10 protein-coding genes are annotated in these 13,867 nt (G+C 51.9%); 7 read left to right on the top strand and 3 right to left on the bottom strand.

Annotated features, from left to right (window positions below; genetic code table 11):
• The first annotated feature begins 10 nt into the window (after positions 1-10).
• The 3 genes from KJS63_RS23120 to KJS63_RS23110 all read left to right on the top strand — a co-directional run bounded on the left by KJS63_RS23120 (position 11) and on the right by KJS63_RS23110 (position 4,774).
• Positions 11-949 (top strand): carbohydrate ABC transporter permease, encoded by a 939-nt coding sequence (locus KJS63_RS23120; protein ID WP_068613179.1) that lies wholly within the window; start codon positions 11-13, stop codon positions 947-949.
• 76 nt (positions 950-1,025) lie between these two features.
• Positions 1,026-2,726 (top strand): ABC transporter substrate-binding protein, encoded by a 1,701-nt coding sequence (locus tag KJS63_RS23115; RefSeq protein WP_213621269.1) that lies wholly within the window; start codon positions 1,026-1,028, stop codon positions 2,724-2,726.
• Between the two features lie 344 nt (positions 2,727-3,070).
• Entirely contained in the window at positions 3,071-4,774 is a 1,704-nt protein-coding gene (locus KJS63_RS23110; protein WP_244862747.1) for a glycosyl hydrolase, read from the top strand.
• A gap of 212 nt (positions 4,775-4,986) precedes the next feature.
• On the opposite strand, the gene KJS63_RS23105 is transcribed toward KJS63_RS23110, so the two are convergent.
• Positions 4,987-5,259: a barstar family protein gene (locus KJS63_RS23105; protein WP_213621268.1), complete on the bottom strand. Its 273-nt coding sequence runs from the start codon at positions 5,257-5,259 to the stop codon at positions 4,987-4,989.
• A 26-nt stretch (positions 5,260-5,285) separates the two neighbouring features.
• Positions 5,286-5,705 (bottom strand): ribonuclease domain-containing protein, encoded by a 420-nt coding sequence (locus tag KJS63_RS23100; RefSeq protein WP_213621267.1) that lies wholly within the window; start codon positions 5,703-5,705, stop codon positions 5,286-5,288.
• A 148-nt stretch (positions 5,706-5,853) separates the two neighbouring features.
• On the opposite strand from KJS63_RS23100, the gene KJS63_RS23095 reads away from it, so the two are divergent.
• The 4 genes from KJS63_RS23095 to KJS63_RS23080 all read left to right on the top strand — a co-directional run bounded on the left by KJS63_RS23095 (position 5,854) and on the right by KJS63_RS23080 (position 12,762).
• Entirely contained in the window at positions 5,854-6,978 is a 1,125-nt protein-coding gene (locus KJS63_RS23095) for an NAD(P)/FAD-dependent oxidoreductase (protein ID WP_213621301.1), read from the top strand.
• 294 nt (positions 6,979-7,272) lie between these two features.
• Positions 7,273-7,473: a hypothetical protein gene (locus KJS63_RS23090; RefSeq protein ID WP_213621266.1), complete on the top strand. Its 201-nt coding sequence runs from the start codon at positions 7,273-7,275 to the stop codon at positions 7,471-7,473.
• A gap of 215 nt (positions 7,474-7,688) precedes the next feature.
• Positions 7,689-9,710 carry a hypothetical protein gene (locus tag KJS63_RS23085; protein WP_213621265.1) on the top strand — a complete coding sequence of 674 codons (2,022 nt, stop codon included), beginning with the start codon at positions 7,689-7,691 and terminating at the stop codon, positions 9,708-9,710.
• Between the two features lie 223 nt (positions 9,711-9,933).
• Positions 9,934-12,762 (top strand): S-layer homology domain-containing protein, encoded by a 2,829-nt coding sequence (locus tag KJS63_RS23080; RefSeq protein ID WP_213621264.1) that lies wholly within the window; start codon positions 9,934-9,936, stop codon positions 12,760-12,762.
• Between the two features lie 57 nt (positions 12,763-12,819).
• On the opposite strand, the gene KJS63_RS23075 is transcribed toward KJS63_RS23080, so the two are convergent.
• The gene (locus KJS63_RS23075) at positions 12,820-13,728 is read right to left on the bottom strand and encodes an EamA family transporter (protein WP_213621263.1); all 909 of its coding nucleotides are present in this window, start codon (positions 13,726-13,728) and stop codon (positions 12,820-12,822) included.
• Positions 13,729-13,867 lie beyond the last annotated feature (139 nt).

Genomic DNA, 13,867 nt, shown 5'->3' with positions numbered 1-13,867 from the left:
GAAGGATGATATGGAGGCTGTCAGAAGCACCAAATCTGTCGGCAGATTAACAAGCAAGCTTAAAGCAAAATCACCGCAAGACCGCATCCTGGGGATATTTGTTTATCTCTCCATGACGGTGGTAACCGTTCTAACCATCTATCCGTTCCTAAACGTGCTGGCGATTTCCTTTAACGATTCAGTGGATACCGTTAGAGGGGGAATTACCATTTGGCCGAGGGAATTTACCTTCAAAAATTACGAATTGATTTTCAACTACGGGGGGCTGATCACCGGATTTAAGATTTCTGTTCTGCGGACCATCATCGGCACCGTGCTGGGCCTAGTCAGCGGCTCGATGCTGGCTTATACGCTAGCACGGAGTGACTTTCAAGCGAGAAGATTTATTTCCGTCTTTCTTGCCGTGACGATGTATGTGTCCGGGGGCTTGATTCCGGGGTTCATCCTAATGAAGGATTTGAATTTAATTAATACATTTGCCGTTTACATTCTGCCGGGACTCGTAAGCGCGTTCAACGTCTTCGTGATCCGTTCCTTTATCGACGGCCTGCCTTATGCTCTGCAGGAGTCGGCTAAGCTGGATGGCGCAAATGACTTTACGATCTACTGGCGCGTCATTCTGCCTCTGTGTAAACCGGCACTTGCCACCGTGGCGCTGTTCTTGGCAGTGGGACAGTGGAACTCCTGGTTCGACACTTATCTGTTCAATGGGTCCAATGAATCGTTGACGACCCTGCAGTATGAGCTGATGAAAATTCTGCAAAGCACCACGACAAGCGCAACCAATTCCCAGGACGCCGCCAATATGGCCCAGCGGATGGCACAGGTCTCGCCGGAATCGGTGAAGATGGCTATCACGATTATTGTTACAGTGCCTATTCTTATCGTGTATCCTTTCCTGCAGAAATATTTCGTTAAAGGCATGACGCTGGGTGCGGTCAAGAGTTAAACGGGTGCAGACAGGTGTATCCACGTATACCGCCTGTATTATACAAATCATTTTCATATGGGGAGGTCGCATGTTCATGAAATCTAGACGAAAAAGGATGTTTACAGCACTGCTTGTGTCACTGACTTTAGTGGGCGCTCTTGCAGGCTGCGGGGGAAATGACAGCTCATCCGCGGGCGAGGGCAATAAAGCAAGTGGTAACGGGGACAGCTTAGAGCCCATCACACTCACTTATTTCTCCGAAGACCCCAGTACGAATTGGAATAACATGAAGGACGAAGTCGGCAAGGTTATCACTCAAAAAACCGGCGTAACCCTGGATGCTGAGTTCGCTGTGGGAGACCCGGTACAGAAAATTTCATTAATTGCCGCAACAGGCAATTATCCGGATCTGATCGCCGCCAAGGCAGATGTCGGCAAGCTGGTTGATGCTGGCGCGATCATCGATCTGACGGATCTCATCGACAAGCATGCGCCAAACATCAAGAAAATGCTGGGTGATAAGATTGTGCGGGCCAAGTACAGTCTGGATGATCCGGCCATCTATGCCATTCCAACATGGTCCGCCGTTGATGAGAAGAAGATCAAGGCTGACGAAGGCTTCGAGCTCCAGCACCGTGTTGTTAAGGAAGCGGGATATCCGGAGATTCGCACGGTGCAGGATTATGAAAAAGTGATTAAGGATTATATCACCAAGCATCCGACAGACGAGAACGGGAACAAGAATATCGGTTTGTCTCTGAATGCAGACGACTGGCATATGTATCAGGTGACGAACTCGGCATTCCTGACAACCGGGGGACCGAACGACGGGGAATATTACATTGATCAGAATACACACCAGGCTACCTACCACTTCCGTCGTCCGGAAGAAAAGGATTACTTCCGCTGGCTGAACCACATGAATGCGGAGGGTCTGCTTGATCCGGAGAGCTTCGTGCAAAAGACGGACCAGTTTAAGGCAAAGATAGCCTCAGGCAGGGTGCTGGGCCTGGCAGACCCGGAATGGGACTATGGCGACGGGCAGAATGCGCTGAAAGCGGCCGGCAAATTCGATCAGACCTACGGTCACTATCCGGTCACAATGAGCAAGGAGTATAAGGATACGAGCTTCTGGCCGGCCGGCTTCGACGGAGGGTATGGAATCTCGATCTCCAGCAAGTGTAAGGACCCGGTACGCGCGATCAAGTTCCTTGACTTCCTGGCATCAGAAGAAGGGCAGATCCTGAACAACTGGGGAATTGAAGGAAAGCACTACACCGTAGAGAATGGCAAACGGAAGATCATTCCGGCTGTGCAGGAGCGGATGGACAACGACAATGCGGCGTTCACCAAAGAGTCCGGTATGGGCTTGTACTGGAACATGATGGTCCATTATGGCGATGGCATCAAGGACTCGACTGGCAACTATTTCACCCGCAACTATCCGGAAATGCTGACTGCAACCTACAACAAGGCGGAGAAGGAAACTTTGAAGGCCTATAAGGCTGAGCATTGGAAGGATCTGTTCCCTAAAGAGGAAGAATTCAAGCCGAGAGCTTATGGAGCGGCCTACACGATGTCTCTGCCTAACGATGACCCTGCCGTTATTCTGGGTGCCAAGATGAAGGATATTACTTGGAAGCGTGTTCCAGAGGCGGTTATGGCCAAGCCAGAGAACTTTGACAAGATATGGGACGCGTACATGGCAGAGCTCGATAAGGCCGGAGTTAAAGATATGGAAGAAGCTTACACCAAGCATATTCAAAACCGGATCAAGCTGTGGTCCACTAACTGAGAAATAAGTTCATAACAAGAACAGCGCCGGTTCACTTGGCTATGATCATCGACATGGCAAGCAGAGACTAGAAACAGGTTTTCAACGGCGGCTTGTTACCGGCCTTCGGCTGGCAGCAGGCCGCTAGGTTTATCTTAAAGACCAACCTAAATCCGGTTTGCCAGATCGGTGTGATCTTTTGGTAAGTTAGCCGGAGGTAATTTAAAAACGAAAAATGAAAGCGGTATCAATAAAGGAGGTGGTGTGACGAAACAAGAGGATTTAAACCTATGCTTAAAAGTTAGGGAGCAGCAAAGACGGGTCTTCGTCAGGGAGATCAACCATGAAAGGGGAGGAATAAAATTTTGAAGAGAACAAGCGTCCTGTTATTCATTATTTCATTACTGTTAGCGATCGTTCCGATGTCCGCATCAGCGAAGAGCTCACGGATTTTCGAGGCAGAGAGCGGTACTTTAACCGGTACAGCTGCAGCTAAGGATACGCCAGGATACTCCGGCACCGGATATGTAACCAGCTTCGACAATGACGGAGATTCTTTAGCGGTAGACGTGTCGGTTCCGAGTGCTGGTTTGTATCAAATCACGATCCGCTATCATTCTCCGTATGGACACAAGCAAGCGTATCTGTTCGTTAACGGCACAGCGGCGGGGAGTGTTGATTTTGAGCAAACTACAGGCTTTACCGAGATGGCAGTGACCAAGGCACTGCTGAACAAAGGAACAAATACAATCCGGCTCGATAAGGGATGGGGCATGTACGAAATCGACTACTTTGCCATTGAGCCGGCTGCTGCTCCGGCCGTTCATCAAGTATCCAAAGCCTTAGTCAATCCTGGTGCTTCTTCGGCAGTGAAGTCGCTCATGAGCTATTTGGTTGACAGCTACGGTTCGAAGATCTTGTCAGGACAGCAGGATTACTCCAATGTAGCATGGATACAGAGCAACCTAGGGAAGAAGCCGGCCATGGTTGGATTTGATCTGATGGATTACTCGCCATCCCGGGTAGAGCTAGGTGCTGCGACCACCGAGATTGAAAAGGCGATAGATTGGGACCGCCAAGGGGGGATCGTAAGCTTCGTATGGCATTGGAACGCGCCGAAGGATCTGATCAATCAGCCTGGTAAAGAGTGGTGGAGGGGATTCTACACCGACTCCACAACCTTTGATATTCAGTATGCGCTGGATCACCCGGATTCTGAGGACTACGCATTGCTTCTCAGGGATATCGATGCGATAGCCATTCAGCTGAAGCGGCTGCAGGATGCGAATGTTCCTGTACTCTTCCGTCCGCTCCACGAAGCGGAGGGGGGCTGGTTCTGGTGGGGGGCCAAGGGAGCAGAGCCCTGCAAGGAGTTATACCGTATCCTTTACGACCGGTTAACCAATTACCATCACTTGAACAACCTGATCTGGGTATGGAATTCTATATCGCCGGATTGGTACCCGGGAGACGATGTGGTGGACATAGTCAGTTACGATTCCTATCCTCTTGCGGGGGATTACAGTCCACAGATGGGCAAATACGATCAACTGGTATCGCTAGGAAGAGACCGCAAGCTTGTGGCCATGACGGAGAATGGGGCTATTCCGGACCCTGACCTGCTGCCCGTGTATCATGCTGACTGGAGCTGGTTCACGACGTGGGGAGCCTTCGATGGAAATGCGAATTCACTTGATCATCTGAAGAAGGTTTATAACCATGATTATGTGGTTACGCTGGATGAGCTGCCAAACATCAAAACATATGACCTTGGGGTGAAAACAGCTCCGGCCGCTCCGACAGGCCTGAAGGCAGTGGCAGGCAATGGGCAGGTTACACTCAAGTGGAGCGAGACAAGCGGAGCGGAGAGTTACACCGTGAAGCGGGCCGCGAAGAGTGCCGGTCCATACACAACCATAGCATGGAACCTGCGGACACCGGGCTTTACGGACAAAGGTTTGGAGAACGGCAAGCACTACTACTATGTTGTGACTGCGGAGAACAGATTAGGGGCAAGCCCGGATTCGGCACCGGTTAAAGTGAAGCCCACCAAGGTTCGTGGCAGATAAACTGGCGAAGCAGCCCAGGGTAGATGATCACATGCTCAACGGTTCTGATTCAGCGACAATTCCCGGAACATAACATAAGCTGCAGTCCGGAATAACACAATGAAGACCAGATCAGGCAATTTTTAAAGCTGACTAATTAATTGTGGGATTCTAATACACATCATCGAAGAACCGCCCTTCCCCACGTGGAAAGAGCGGTTCTTGTCTTCTTGTTATTCAACTAACAATTGAAAGCCTGGAATTTCCTCCTCAGCCTCTTTAAAAAGCTGAAGCACAAGCTGGCTGTACTCCCCCAGCTTCTTCTCGCTTTCCTCATAATGCACCCATCGGATGGTTACGGGCATTTCCACCCACCCGGTTAAGCAATCCCACAAAGCGTCCAGATTATTACCATAATGACTGGGCAGATCTAGTGCTTCTCTCAAAGCCGCATGCAGATCTTCGCGGGTATGTAGTTGTCTGCCATCCAAAGTAATGCTGTGCATAGGAACTCCTCCACTTCTCCTCAGCATTATTTCATTTGCTGATACGTTTCGTAATGGTCTTCCGTCTTGTAGATTAAGCCATCGCTTGAGAACACGATCCGGTCCTTGCCCCGCGGCCCTTTTGTGTAATTGATATCCGCCTCATACCAGGTCCGCCCTTTTTTTCGGGGCAGCTTCCCTTCCCGGTTCTGAAACACATCTCCTCCGATGCTCTTACCAGGCGCAACCTCGTTCAGATTACCGGACTGCGGGTCCCAGCCCAGGCGCCTCGCCTCTTTTTTGGTGATAAAATTGTCCGGCAGCCGGTGGTGCTCGCGGATGTAGCTCGCCACCGCCTCAAAGCTGGTGGGATTGTGGGAAGGCTGTGTCTTCTCTGCAGTCAACCCGCAGCCAGCCAGAATCAGTATACTCAGCAGCAGTAAGACAATAGATCGTAATGCTTTCATGGACGTGATCCTCGCTTTATTCAAGATTTCATTTTCAGATTGTACAGTTTTCGGAGGATATAAGCCAGTTCGCTTTTTTCATTAGCCCAGTCCATAACGTTATAATGGTGAGAGAATGGGAAGAGCGATGGAAGGAAGGATTGAAATTATCATGAAAGTAATTGTTATTGGCGCCGGAATTGCTGGCGCATCCACCGCCTATCATCTGACTAAGCTTGGAGCGGACGTTCTTGTGATCGACCGGCAGGATGAAGGGCAGGCTACGGATGCAGCGGCCGGCATCATCTGCCCTTGGCTGTCGCAAAGGCGCAATCAGGCTTGGTACCGGCTTGCGAAGGCTGGAGCACGCTATTATCCACGGTTAATTGAGGTGCTTGAACGGGAAGGGGAAACCGATACCGGCTATGCCAGAGTGGGTGCTCTCAGCATCCATACAGATCCCGATAAGCTCCGCAAAATGGAGGAACGGGCGCACAAGCGGTTGGAAGATGCGCCGGAAATCGGAGAAATCCGCTTGCTGGATGAACAGGGCACGCGAGAGCTGTTCCCGCTATTGGCGGAAGAGTATGCTTCCGTTCATGTCAGTGGCGCTGCCCGTGTCGATGGCCGGGCCCTGCGGAATGCCCTGCTTCAGGCAGCACAGAGGAACGGGGCAGAGCTTAGGCATGGGGACGCCCAGCTTGAGTATCAGGCGGGCCGTGTAACAGGCGCCCTTTGCGGGGGAAGCGGCTACCCGGCCGATAAAGTTATCGTCTGTGCGGGAGCTTGGGCGGGACAGCTGCTGAAGCCGTTAGGCGTAGATTTTCAGGTGCGGTATCAGAAAGCACAGATCATGCACCTGGAGCTGGCAGATGTGGGGCAGGATACGGGCGGTTGGCCCGTGGTGATGCCGCCTTCCGATCAATATTTGCTCGCTTTTGCGCAGCGGAAGATTGTCATTGGGGCCACGCATGAGAACGATGTTGACGGCTACGATACGAGGATCACGCCTGGCGGTATGCACGAGATTTTAAGCAAAGGCCTTCCGTTGGCACCTGGTCTGGCGGAGAGCACATTTCAGGAGATAAGGGTGGGCTTCCGCCCATTTACGGCCGATTTTCTGCCAGTTATCGGTGCTGTTCCAGGCTGGGAAGGACTCCTCGCAGTGAACGGACTCGGAGCCTCGGGGCTGACTATGGGGCCTTTTATCGGAGGGCAGATGGCTAAATTGGCGCTAAGCATGGAGTTGGACATCGATTTAACGGATTATGATGTCAGCAAGGCTATGGGGTAATCTTAGCGAATGAATATATCAGACGATTTTTAATAATGAAACCCGGCCGTGTATGGCCGGGTTTTTGCTTGATGTAGGTAATATGATTCCCCGTCCCTGATCAGTTGAATTAAGAGCAGCTGAAAGGTAACTTCTTTAGAAGTAGTTATATGCCGTGTTCGCTTAGGGAATCGTTTCGTACATTGGTCTCAAGAGGGCAATAATGGATTTTAAAACAGGTAATTTTAGTTTATTAAATCGGCGGACCAGCTTGGAATGCAGTATTTCTTATTTCAGATGGGAGGTTGTGGATACATGAATAAGCTGGACCGTATGCGCACCTTAAACAAAGCGATTGTGCAGCTTCGCAAGGTAAAATGTTTAATAAGGCATGGCAAGTTTAAACGTGCAAGGTATGAAATCGACCGAGTGAGCGTTAGTCTTAACTATAAATTTCATAACTTATACAGCATGAGAACGATTGGAAATCGCCGGGCTGGGAAGCGGATCGGATGACGAGGGCGCGATCACGGAGGATCTGCATTTATAAAGTAAATGCGGCGATAAAAGAGTTGGAAGAAGCGAAGAGTTATGTTAGGCAAAAAAGAATAAGGCGTGCTAAAAAAGCGGTTATCAATTCCTTGTTATATCTTCATAAAGTAAAGAGGTGTATTAGTAAGTTAAAGATTAAGAAGGTTGTAAAAGAATCAGATCCTCCGGGAGTGACCGGAGTGACAGGGGCTACCGGAGCGACAGGAGAGACGGGGGCCACCGGAGTCACGGGAAGGGCTGGGGTGACAGGAGCGCGCGGTGCAACAGGAACGGCTAGGGTAACCGGGGCAACGGGAGAGGCTGGAGTGGCAGGATCCACCGGTGCAACAGGAGCGGCTGGAGAGACGGGAGCCACCGGTGGAACAGAAGCGGCCGGAGAGACGGGGGCTACCGGGGCCACGGGAACGGCAGGAGTGACGGGGGCTACCGGAGCCACAGGAACGGCAGGAGTGACAGGAGCAACCGGAGCCACGGGAACGGCCGGGGTGACCGGAGCGACCGGGGCAACGGGAACGACAGGGGTGACGGGGGCTACCGGGGCAACAGGAACGGCCGGGGTGACGGGAGCCACGGGAGCAACGGGAATGGCCGGAGAGATGGGGGCTACCGGAGTCACAGGAACGGCTGGAGTGACAGGGGCTACCGGAGCCACGGGAACGGCAGGAGTGACGGGAGTGACCGGGGCCACAGGAACGTCCGGGGTGATGGGGGCTACCGGAGTCACAGGAACAGCAGGAGAGATGGGGGCCACGGGAGCAACGGGAACGACAGGGGTGACGGGAGCGACCGGAGCAACAGGAACGGCCGGGGTGACGGGAGCGACCGGAGCAACGGGAACAGCAGGGGTGACGGGAGCAACCGGAGGCACGGGAACGACAGGGGTGACGGGAGCCACCGGAGCAACGGGAACGACAGGGGTGACGGGAGCAACCGGAGCCACGGGAACGTCCGGGGTGACAGGGGCGACCGGGGCCACGGGAATGGCCGGAGCAACAGGAACGTCCGGGGTGACAGGGGCGACCGGGGCCACGGGAATGGCCGGAGCAACAGGAACGGCAGGAGTGACAGGAGCGACCGGGGCAACAGGAACGGCTGGGGTGACGGGAGCCACGGGAGCAACGGGAACGGCAGGAGTGACGGGGGCGACCGGGGCAACAGGAACGACAGGGGTGACGGGGGCGACCGGAGCAACGGGAACGGCCGGAGTGACGGGAGCGACCGGAGCCACGGGAACGTCTGGGGTGACAGGGGCGACCGGGGCCACGGGAATGGCCGGAGCAACAGGAACGGCCGGGGTGACCGGAGCAACGGGAACAGCCGGAGCGACCGGAGCGGCTGGAGTGACCGGGGTGACCGGAGCAACGGGAACAGCCGGAGCGACCGGAGCGGCTGGAGTGACCGGGGTTACCGGAGCAACAGGAACAGCAGGAGTGACGGGAGCGACCGGAGCCACGGGAACGTCCGGGGTGACAGGGGCGACCGGGGCAACGGGAACGGCCGGAGTGACAGGAGCGACCGGGGCCACGGGAACGACAGGGGTGACGGGAGCGACCGGAGCCACGGGAACGGCTGGAGTGACGGGGGTGACCGGAGCCACGGGAACGTCCGGGGTGACAGGAGCGACCGGAGCCACGGGAACGGCTGGAGTGACGGGGGTGACCGGAGCCACGGGAACGTCCGGGGTGACAGGGGCGACCGGAGCCACGGGAACGTCCGGAGTGACAGGAGCGACCGGAGCCACGGGAACAGCAGGGGTGACGGGAGTGACCGGAGCCACGGGAACGGCTGGGGTGACAGGAGCGACCGGGGCCACGGGATTAGTTCAACAATTTCAGGTCTCAGAAAATACACCAAATACTACGGGAAGCTCAGCCATCGCCTTAAGCGGTACGGCGACCACCTTGAAAACTATAACAATAACAAGTGTCCCTGCGGGCGGACGTGTCTGGCTAACTGGTGTAGTAGGGTGGCAGAACACTATAGGCGACTCTTCCCTACAATTTCAAATTTTGAGAGGTGCAACGATTATATTTAGCATAAATGACGGACGGGCCGGAAATGGTACTTTTGGCTCAACAAGTATTGATCACGTCGATTTGACCCCGGGAACTGGCAGTGTAACCTACTCATTAATGGGTCTAGTCACGAGTGGTTCTGCAAACGTAGTCGGGGCAGTAACTTTTACAGGGGCTCTTTTATAATATAACTATGTCCGAGTATTGCGACCGAACGTCCATCGGTCGTTTTTTATTTGTACTGCCCTCTAGCCCTCTACTAAAGGCATAAAAACACTCTCAAGCGGCATCTCTCTCTTATACAAGAAAGATTAGATTTACAAAGTTCGACAAAATTCTTACATGTGAATTTACAGTTCATCTATATACTTAACTCTATCAAAATGTACCTAAAGGGGAATGTAACTAGATGAACAGCAAGCTGAAGTCTTTCATTTGTACCTCCTTCGCCTTTTTAATTCTTGCACAGAGTGCTGCGACAGTGTCTGCTGCAGAAAGCATACCTTCCACCAACTCCACGGGAAAATGGATGTCCGGCGAATATCACACGCACACCATACAATCGAGTGATGCCTCCGAATCTTTTATGAAGCTGGAGAATGTACTTGATGCAGCCTTTCGGGAGGACCTCGATAAGAAGCCTGCCGAAACTGTTACATCCCTGACTTACGGTAATCCCTTTGATTTTCTGATGTTAGCTGACCATCTGCGTGACTCGCCGCGCGATCCGGACGGAAACGACAAGAAGACGGCACGCTGGGAAGCGATCAAGGATCAGCAGGACAAGCTTAAAGCGCTCCAAGCGGCTGGGAAATACCTGGGTAAGTTCATTTATTCCGGTTTTGAATGGGACATGATGGGTCTGGATCATGGTTCTGTGGGCATCATTGATTCCAAGAGTGATGAAGTACCTATTGATGCTATTCATCAATTCGAGTGGTTGTACAGCTACGATACTACCCCAGGAGTATTCCATTCAGGTGAGGAGGCTCTGTGGGGGCCTAAACCGGATAAGAATACATTAAAGCCCGATAAGAATAAAACTCTTGAAGCCATTAATTGGCTCAAAACGAATTACCCAGAGAGCTACGTCCTGCTTAACCATCCGTCCCGTCATAATGGGGACAGCTCGGGTGTAGTCACTATTGAGGACATTCGCAAAATGAATGACCTTGCTCCGGACATTGTGTTTGGCATGGAAGGGCTGCCGGGCAACCAGATGGCCGCTAGTAAGAACAGATCGGAACTGGCCGATGTATACGGCGGCGCAGACGTTATGGTGGCCAAGGTCGGCGGCATGTGGGACGCTCTGCTCGGTGAAGGGCGCCGTTTCTGGAACTTCACGAATTCCGATTTCCACTTTAAAGTGAGCAGCAACCGCAATTATTCAAGCGGCTACTGGCCTAGTGAGTATTCACGAAATTATACATGGGTCGAGGGCAATACTTTTAAAGATGTTGTAGCGGGAATGCGTTCAGGTAAATCCTATGCCGTATATGGCGATCTTATCAATGCGCTTGATTTTAAAGCTGCTGGTAATGGCCAACAGGCCGAAATGGGTGGGAATCTGCAAGTGATCGAAGGGGATCTTACAACCATCAGCATCCGCTTCAAGAGCCCGGAGCACAACAACTATGCCCCAATTAGCCCGCATGATACTTCAGTTACGAATAATATCAAGGTTGACCATGTCGATCTGATCTCTGGAGAAGTGACCGGGAAGCTCAATGAGAGCCAATACGCCGGTAATACCACCAATGATACGACAAAAGTCATTAAACGCTTTACCCAGGAAGACTGGGGACAGCCCGATGCGGAAGGGTATTATACGGTTTCTTATAAGGTGCCAGCGGACACCAACCGCTACTACAGGTTGCGGGGTACGAATTTGGGTACAAACGTACCTGGCTACACCGATAACGGTGAGCCTGTGCAGGATAAGTCCTTCGACTACAGCGGCAGTGTAACGCCAGAGCAGAACGAGGAACGCTTTAATAACATTAATGATCGGAACTATACAGGCTTGTGGTTTTATTCCAACCCGATCTTTGTGAATGTTGCAGCGCTCAGTGACGAGCAGGCTATGAACGATACAATTGCCAGTATAACTTCAACCCTTGGAGATACGAGTGCCGTGACTTCCGACATTCTTCTTCCTTCGGAGGGGCTTCACGGAACCAAGATTGAGTGGAAGAGCAGCAACACGGATGTCATTCGCCTTGATAACAATAAAGCGGTAGTTACCCGTCCCTCTGCTGGCACAGGAGATATGCGTGTCACGTTAACTGCAACGGTATCCCGTGGCGGTAAAAGTATGGATAAGCCGTATACCTTTATCGTAAAAGCCTACCCGCCGAGCGGTGGCTCGTCAGGCAATAGTCCATCCGGCGGCAGCAGCCCGTCAGACAACAGTGCGCCAAGCAGCGGCAGCTCCAACAAGCCAAATGTGTCCGTCCCAGGCGGCGGGGGAACCGTTACGGCTGGTTCAAATGGAAGTGTAACCATTACACCTGACAAGGGCTACCAGGTCAAGGATGTTACGGTCAACGGGGTATCGAAGGGGGTACTCACTCAATTGACAGGCTTGAAATCTTCGGACCAAGTTGTGGTGACCTTTGAGAAGCTTCCAGAGCAGCCTGGAAATCCTGAGTTGCCTCAGAAACCTACTGAGCCAGCCAAACCTGCTGCTGCTTTTAATGATGTTACGAATCATTGGGCAGCTTCAGTAATTAACTATGTTGTAGAGCATGAATTGTTCACGGGTACGGCAGCAAATAAATTCAGTCCAGACACCACCATGACCCGGGGGATGCTGGCCACCGTGATGCACCGTTTAGCAGGTAAGCCTGAAGCAGGGGCAGCAGCCCATCACTTCCAAGATGTAAATGCAAATGCTTATTACCGTGATGCAGTAGCTTGGGCAAGTCAGAATGACATCGTCCAAGGGGTTAATCGCAGCCAGTTTGCTCCCGATCAGCCAATTACCCGGGAACAGCTTGTACAGATCCTCTTCAATTATGCCAAGGCTAACAAGTTAAATATGAATGCTAACCAATCTTTGTCCCCGTTCGCAGACTCGGGCAAAATCTCCACTTGGGCAGTTGATGCCATGAAGTGGTCCGTAAGCAATCAGCTGATCTCCGGCAAGGGCAACGGCAAGCTTGATCCGAAGGGTGCCGTATCCCGTGCAGAAGCCGCAGCCTTGATCAACCGTTTTATGACAACCTTTAATTTGTAATCCTAAAACCTGCTCCCGCAATGAAAGCCCGGCCGTTATGGCCGGGCTTTCTGTTTGCTAGAGCTCATCCGCGAGGCCTAGCAAAGCGATTCCCACAATCACGATCATCACAACGGCGTATTGCTTGGCATTCAGCCGTTCCTTGAGAAATACCCGGGATAAAATGACGGAGAAAATGCTGTATGAGGCAATGAGAGGGGCTGCAATAATGGCATTGCTGGACATGGCGAATACATAGAAGAATTGCCCCGTGGTTTCCAGGATGGCCGCATAACCTTTGACACGTTCCCGGAACAGGTTGAACGGCTGTTTTTTCACAAACTTGAGGTATGTATATGCCAGTACGGCGCAGATGAAAAAAGTAAACTCATAAGCGAGCAGGGCGGCGTCCTGGCTGATCAGGTTCAGTTCATCCAGATAGATGCCATCGGCGAAGGTGCCGAGCCCATCGATCAGGCAGTACAGAATCGGAAAGGTAATGGCCATGAAGCCGATTTGATACTTTTTATCTATTTGTGCTGAATGGTTCTGAAGCGCCTCGTGCTCAGCTCTCTTCTCCAAGACCGCAATGCCAACAACGCCGCAGGTAATTATTGCTATACCCAATATCTCAATGAGGCTCAGATCATGAGTGAAGAAGATAAAGAGCAGAATGGCCGTAACGGCTCCTGAGGAATTCTGTACGGGAGATGCAATGGACAGCTCCATATACCTTAGTCCAATATAACCGAGGGTCATCGACAGGATATATAGTGCGGAGACGGGCAGGTAACGCAGCATGTCTATGGGATTAAAGCTTAATCCCTGAATGAGCATATAAGCCGTGGCGTGAATTCCCATAACGAGGCCCACCACAATGACGATTTTAATATGACTATACCGGTCATGACTGTCACTGCCTTTTTTATAAAAGAGATCCGCACCTCCCCAAGCTAAAGCTGTTAATAAAGCAAATACAAACCACATAGTCGGCGACTCCTTGTAATAAAATTCACAATATAAGTGATACACAGTGCAAGCTTTATTATTATAAGACTTCATTATTTATGTCAATAGCCAAAAAGAGCACGTATTGAACAGGGAGTCATATCCTGCAATAAAAATT

Origin of the sequence: Paenibacillus sp. J22TS3, assembly GCF_018403205.1 — a bacterium.
GTDB classification, from domain to species: domain Bacteria; phylum Bacillota; class Bacilli; order Paenibacillales; family Paenibacillaceae; genus Fontibacillus; species Fontibacillus tuaregi.
Note: the sequence above shows the minus strand (reverse complement) of the source record. Positions and strands in the feature narration are given on the sequence as shown.

What these genes read in the sequence shown, in the direction of transcription:
- KJS63_RS23120 (WP_068613179.1), top strand. Translation starts at nt 11, where the DNA reads ATGGAGGCTGTCAGAAGCACCAAATCTGTCGGCAGATTAACAAGCAAG.
- KJS63_RS23115 (WP_213621269.1), top strand. Translation starts at nt 1,026, where the DNA reads ATGAAATCTAGACGAAAAAGGATGTTTACAGCACTGCTTGTGTCACTG.
- KJS63_RS23105 (WP_213621268.1), bottom strand. Translation starts at nt 5,259, where the DNA reads ATGCACAGCATTACTTTGGATGGCAGACAACTACATACCCGCGAAGAT.
- KJS63_RS23100 (WP_213621267.1), bottom strand. Translation starts at nt 5,705, where the DNA reads ATGAAAGCATTACGATCTATTGTCTTACTGCTGCTGAGTATACTGATT.
- KJS63_RS23090 (WP_213621266.1), top strand. Translation starts at nt 7,273, where the DNA reads ATGAATAAGCTGGACCGTATGCGCACCTTAAACAAAGCGATTGTGCAG.
- KJS63_RS23080 (WP_213621264.1), top strand. Translation starts at nt 9,934, where the DNA reads ATGAACAGCAAGCTGAAGTCTTTCATTTGTACCTCCTTCGCCTTTTTA.
- KJS63_RS23075 (WP_213621263.1), bottom strand. Translation starts at nt 13,728, where the DNA reads ATGTGGTTTGTATTTGCTTTATTAACAGCTTTAGCTTGGGGAGGTGCG.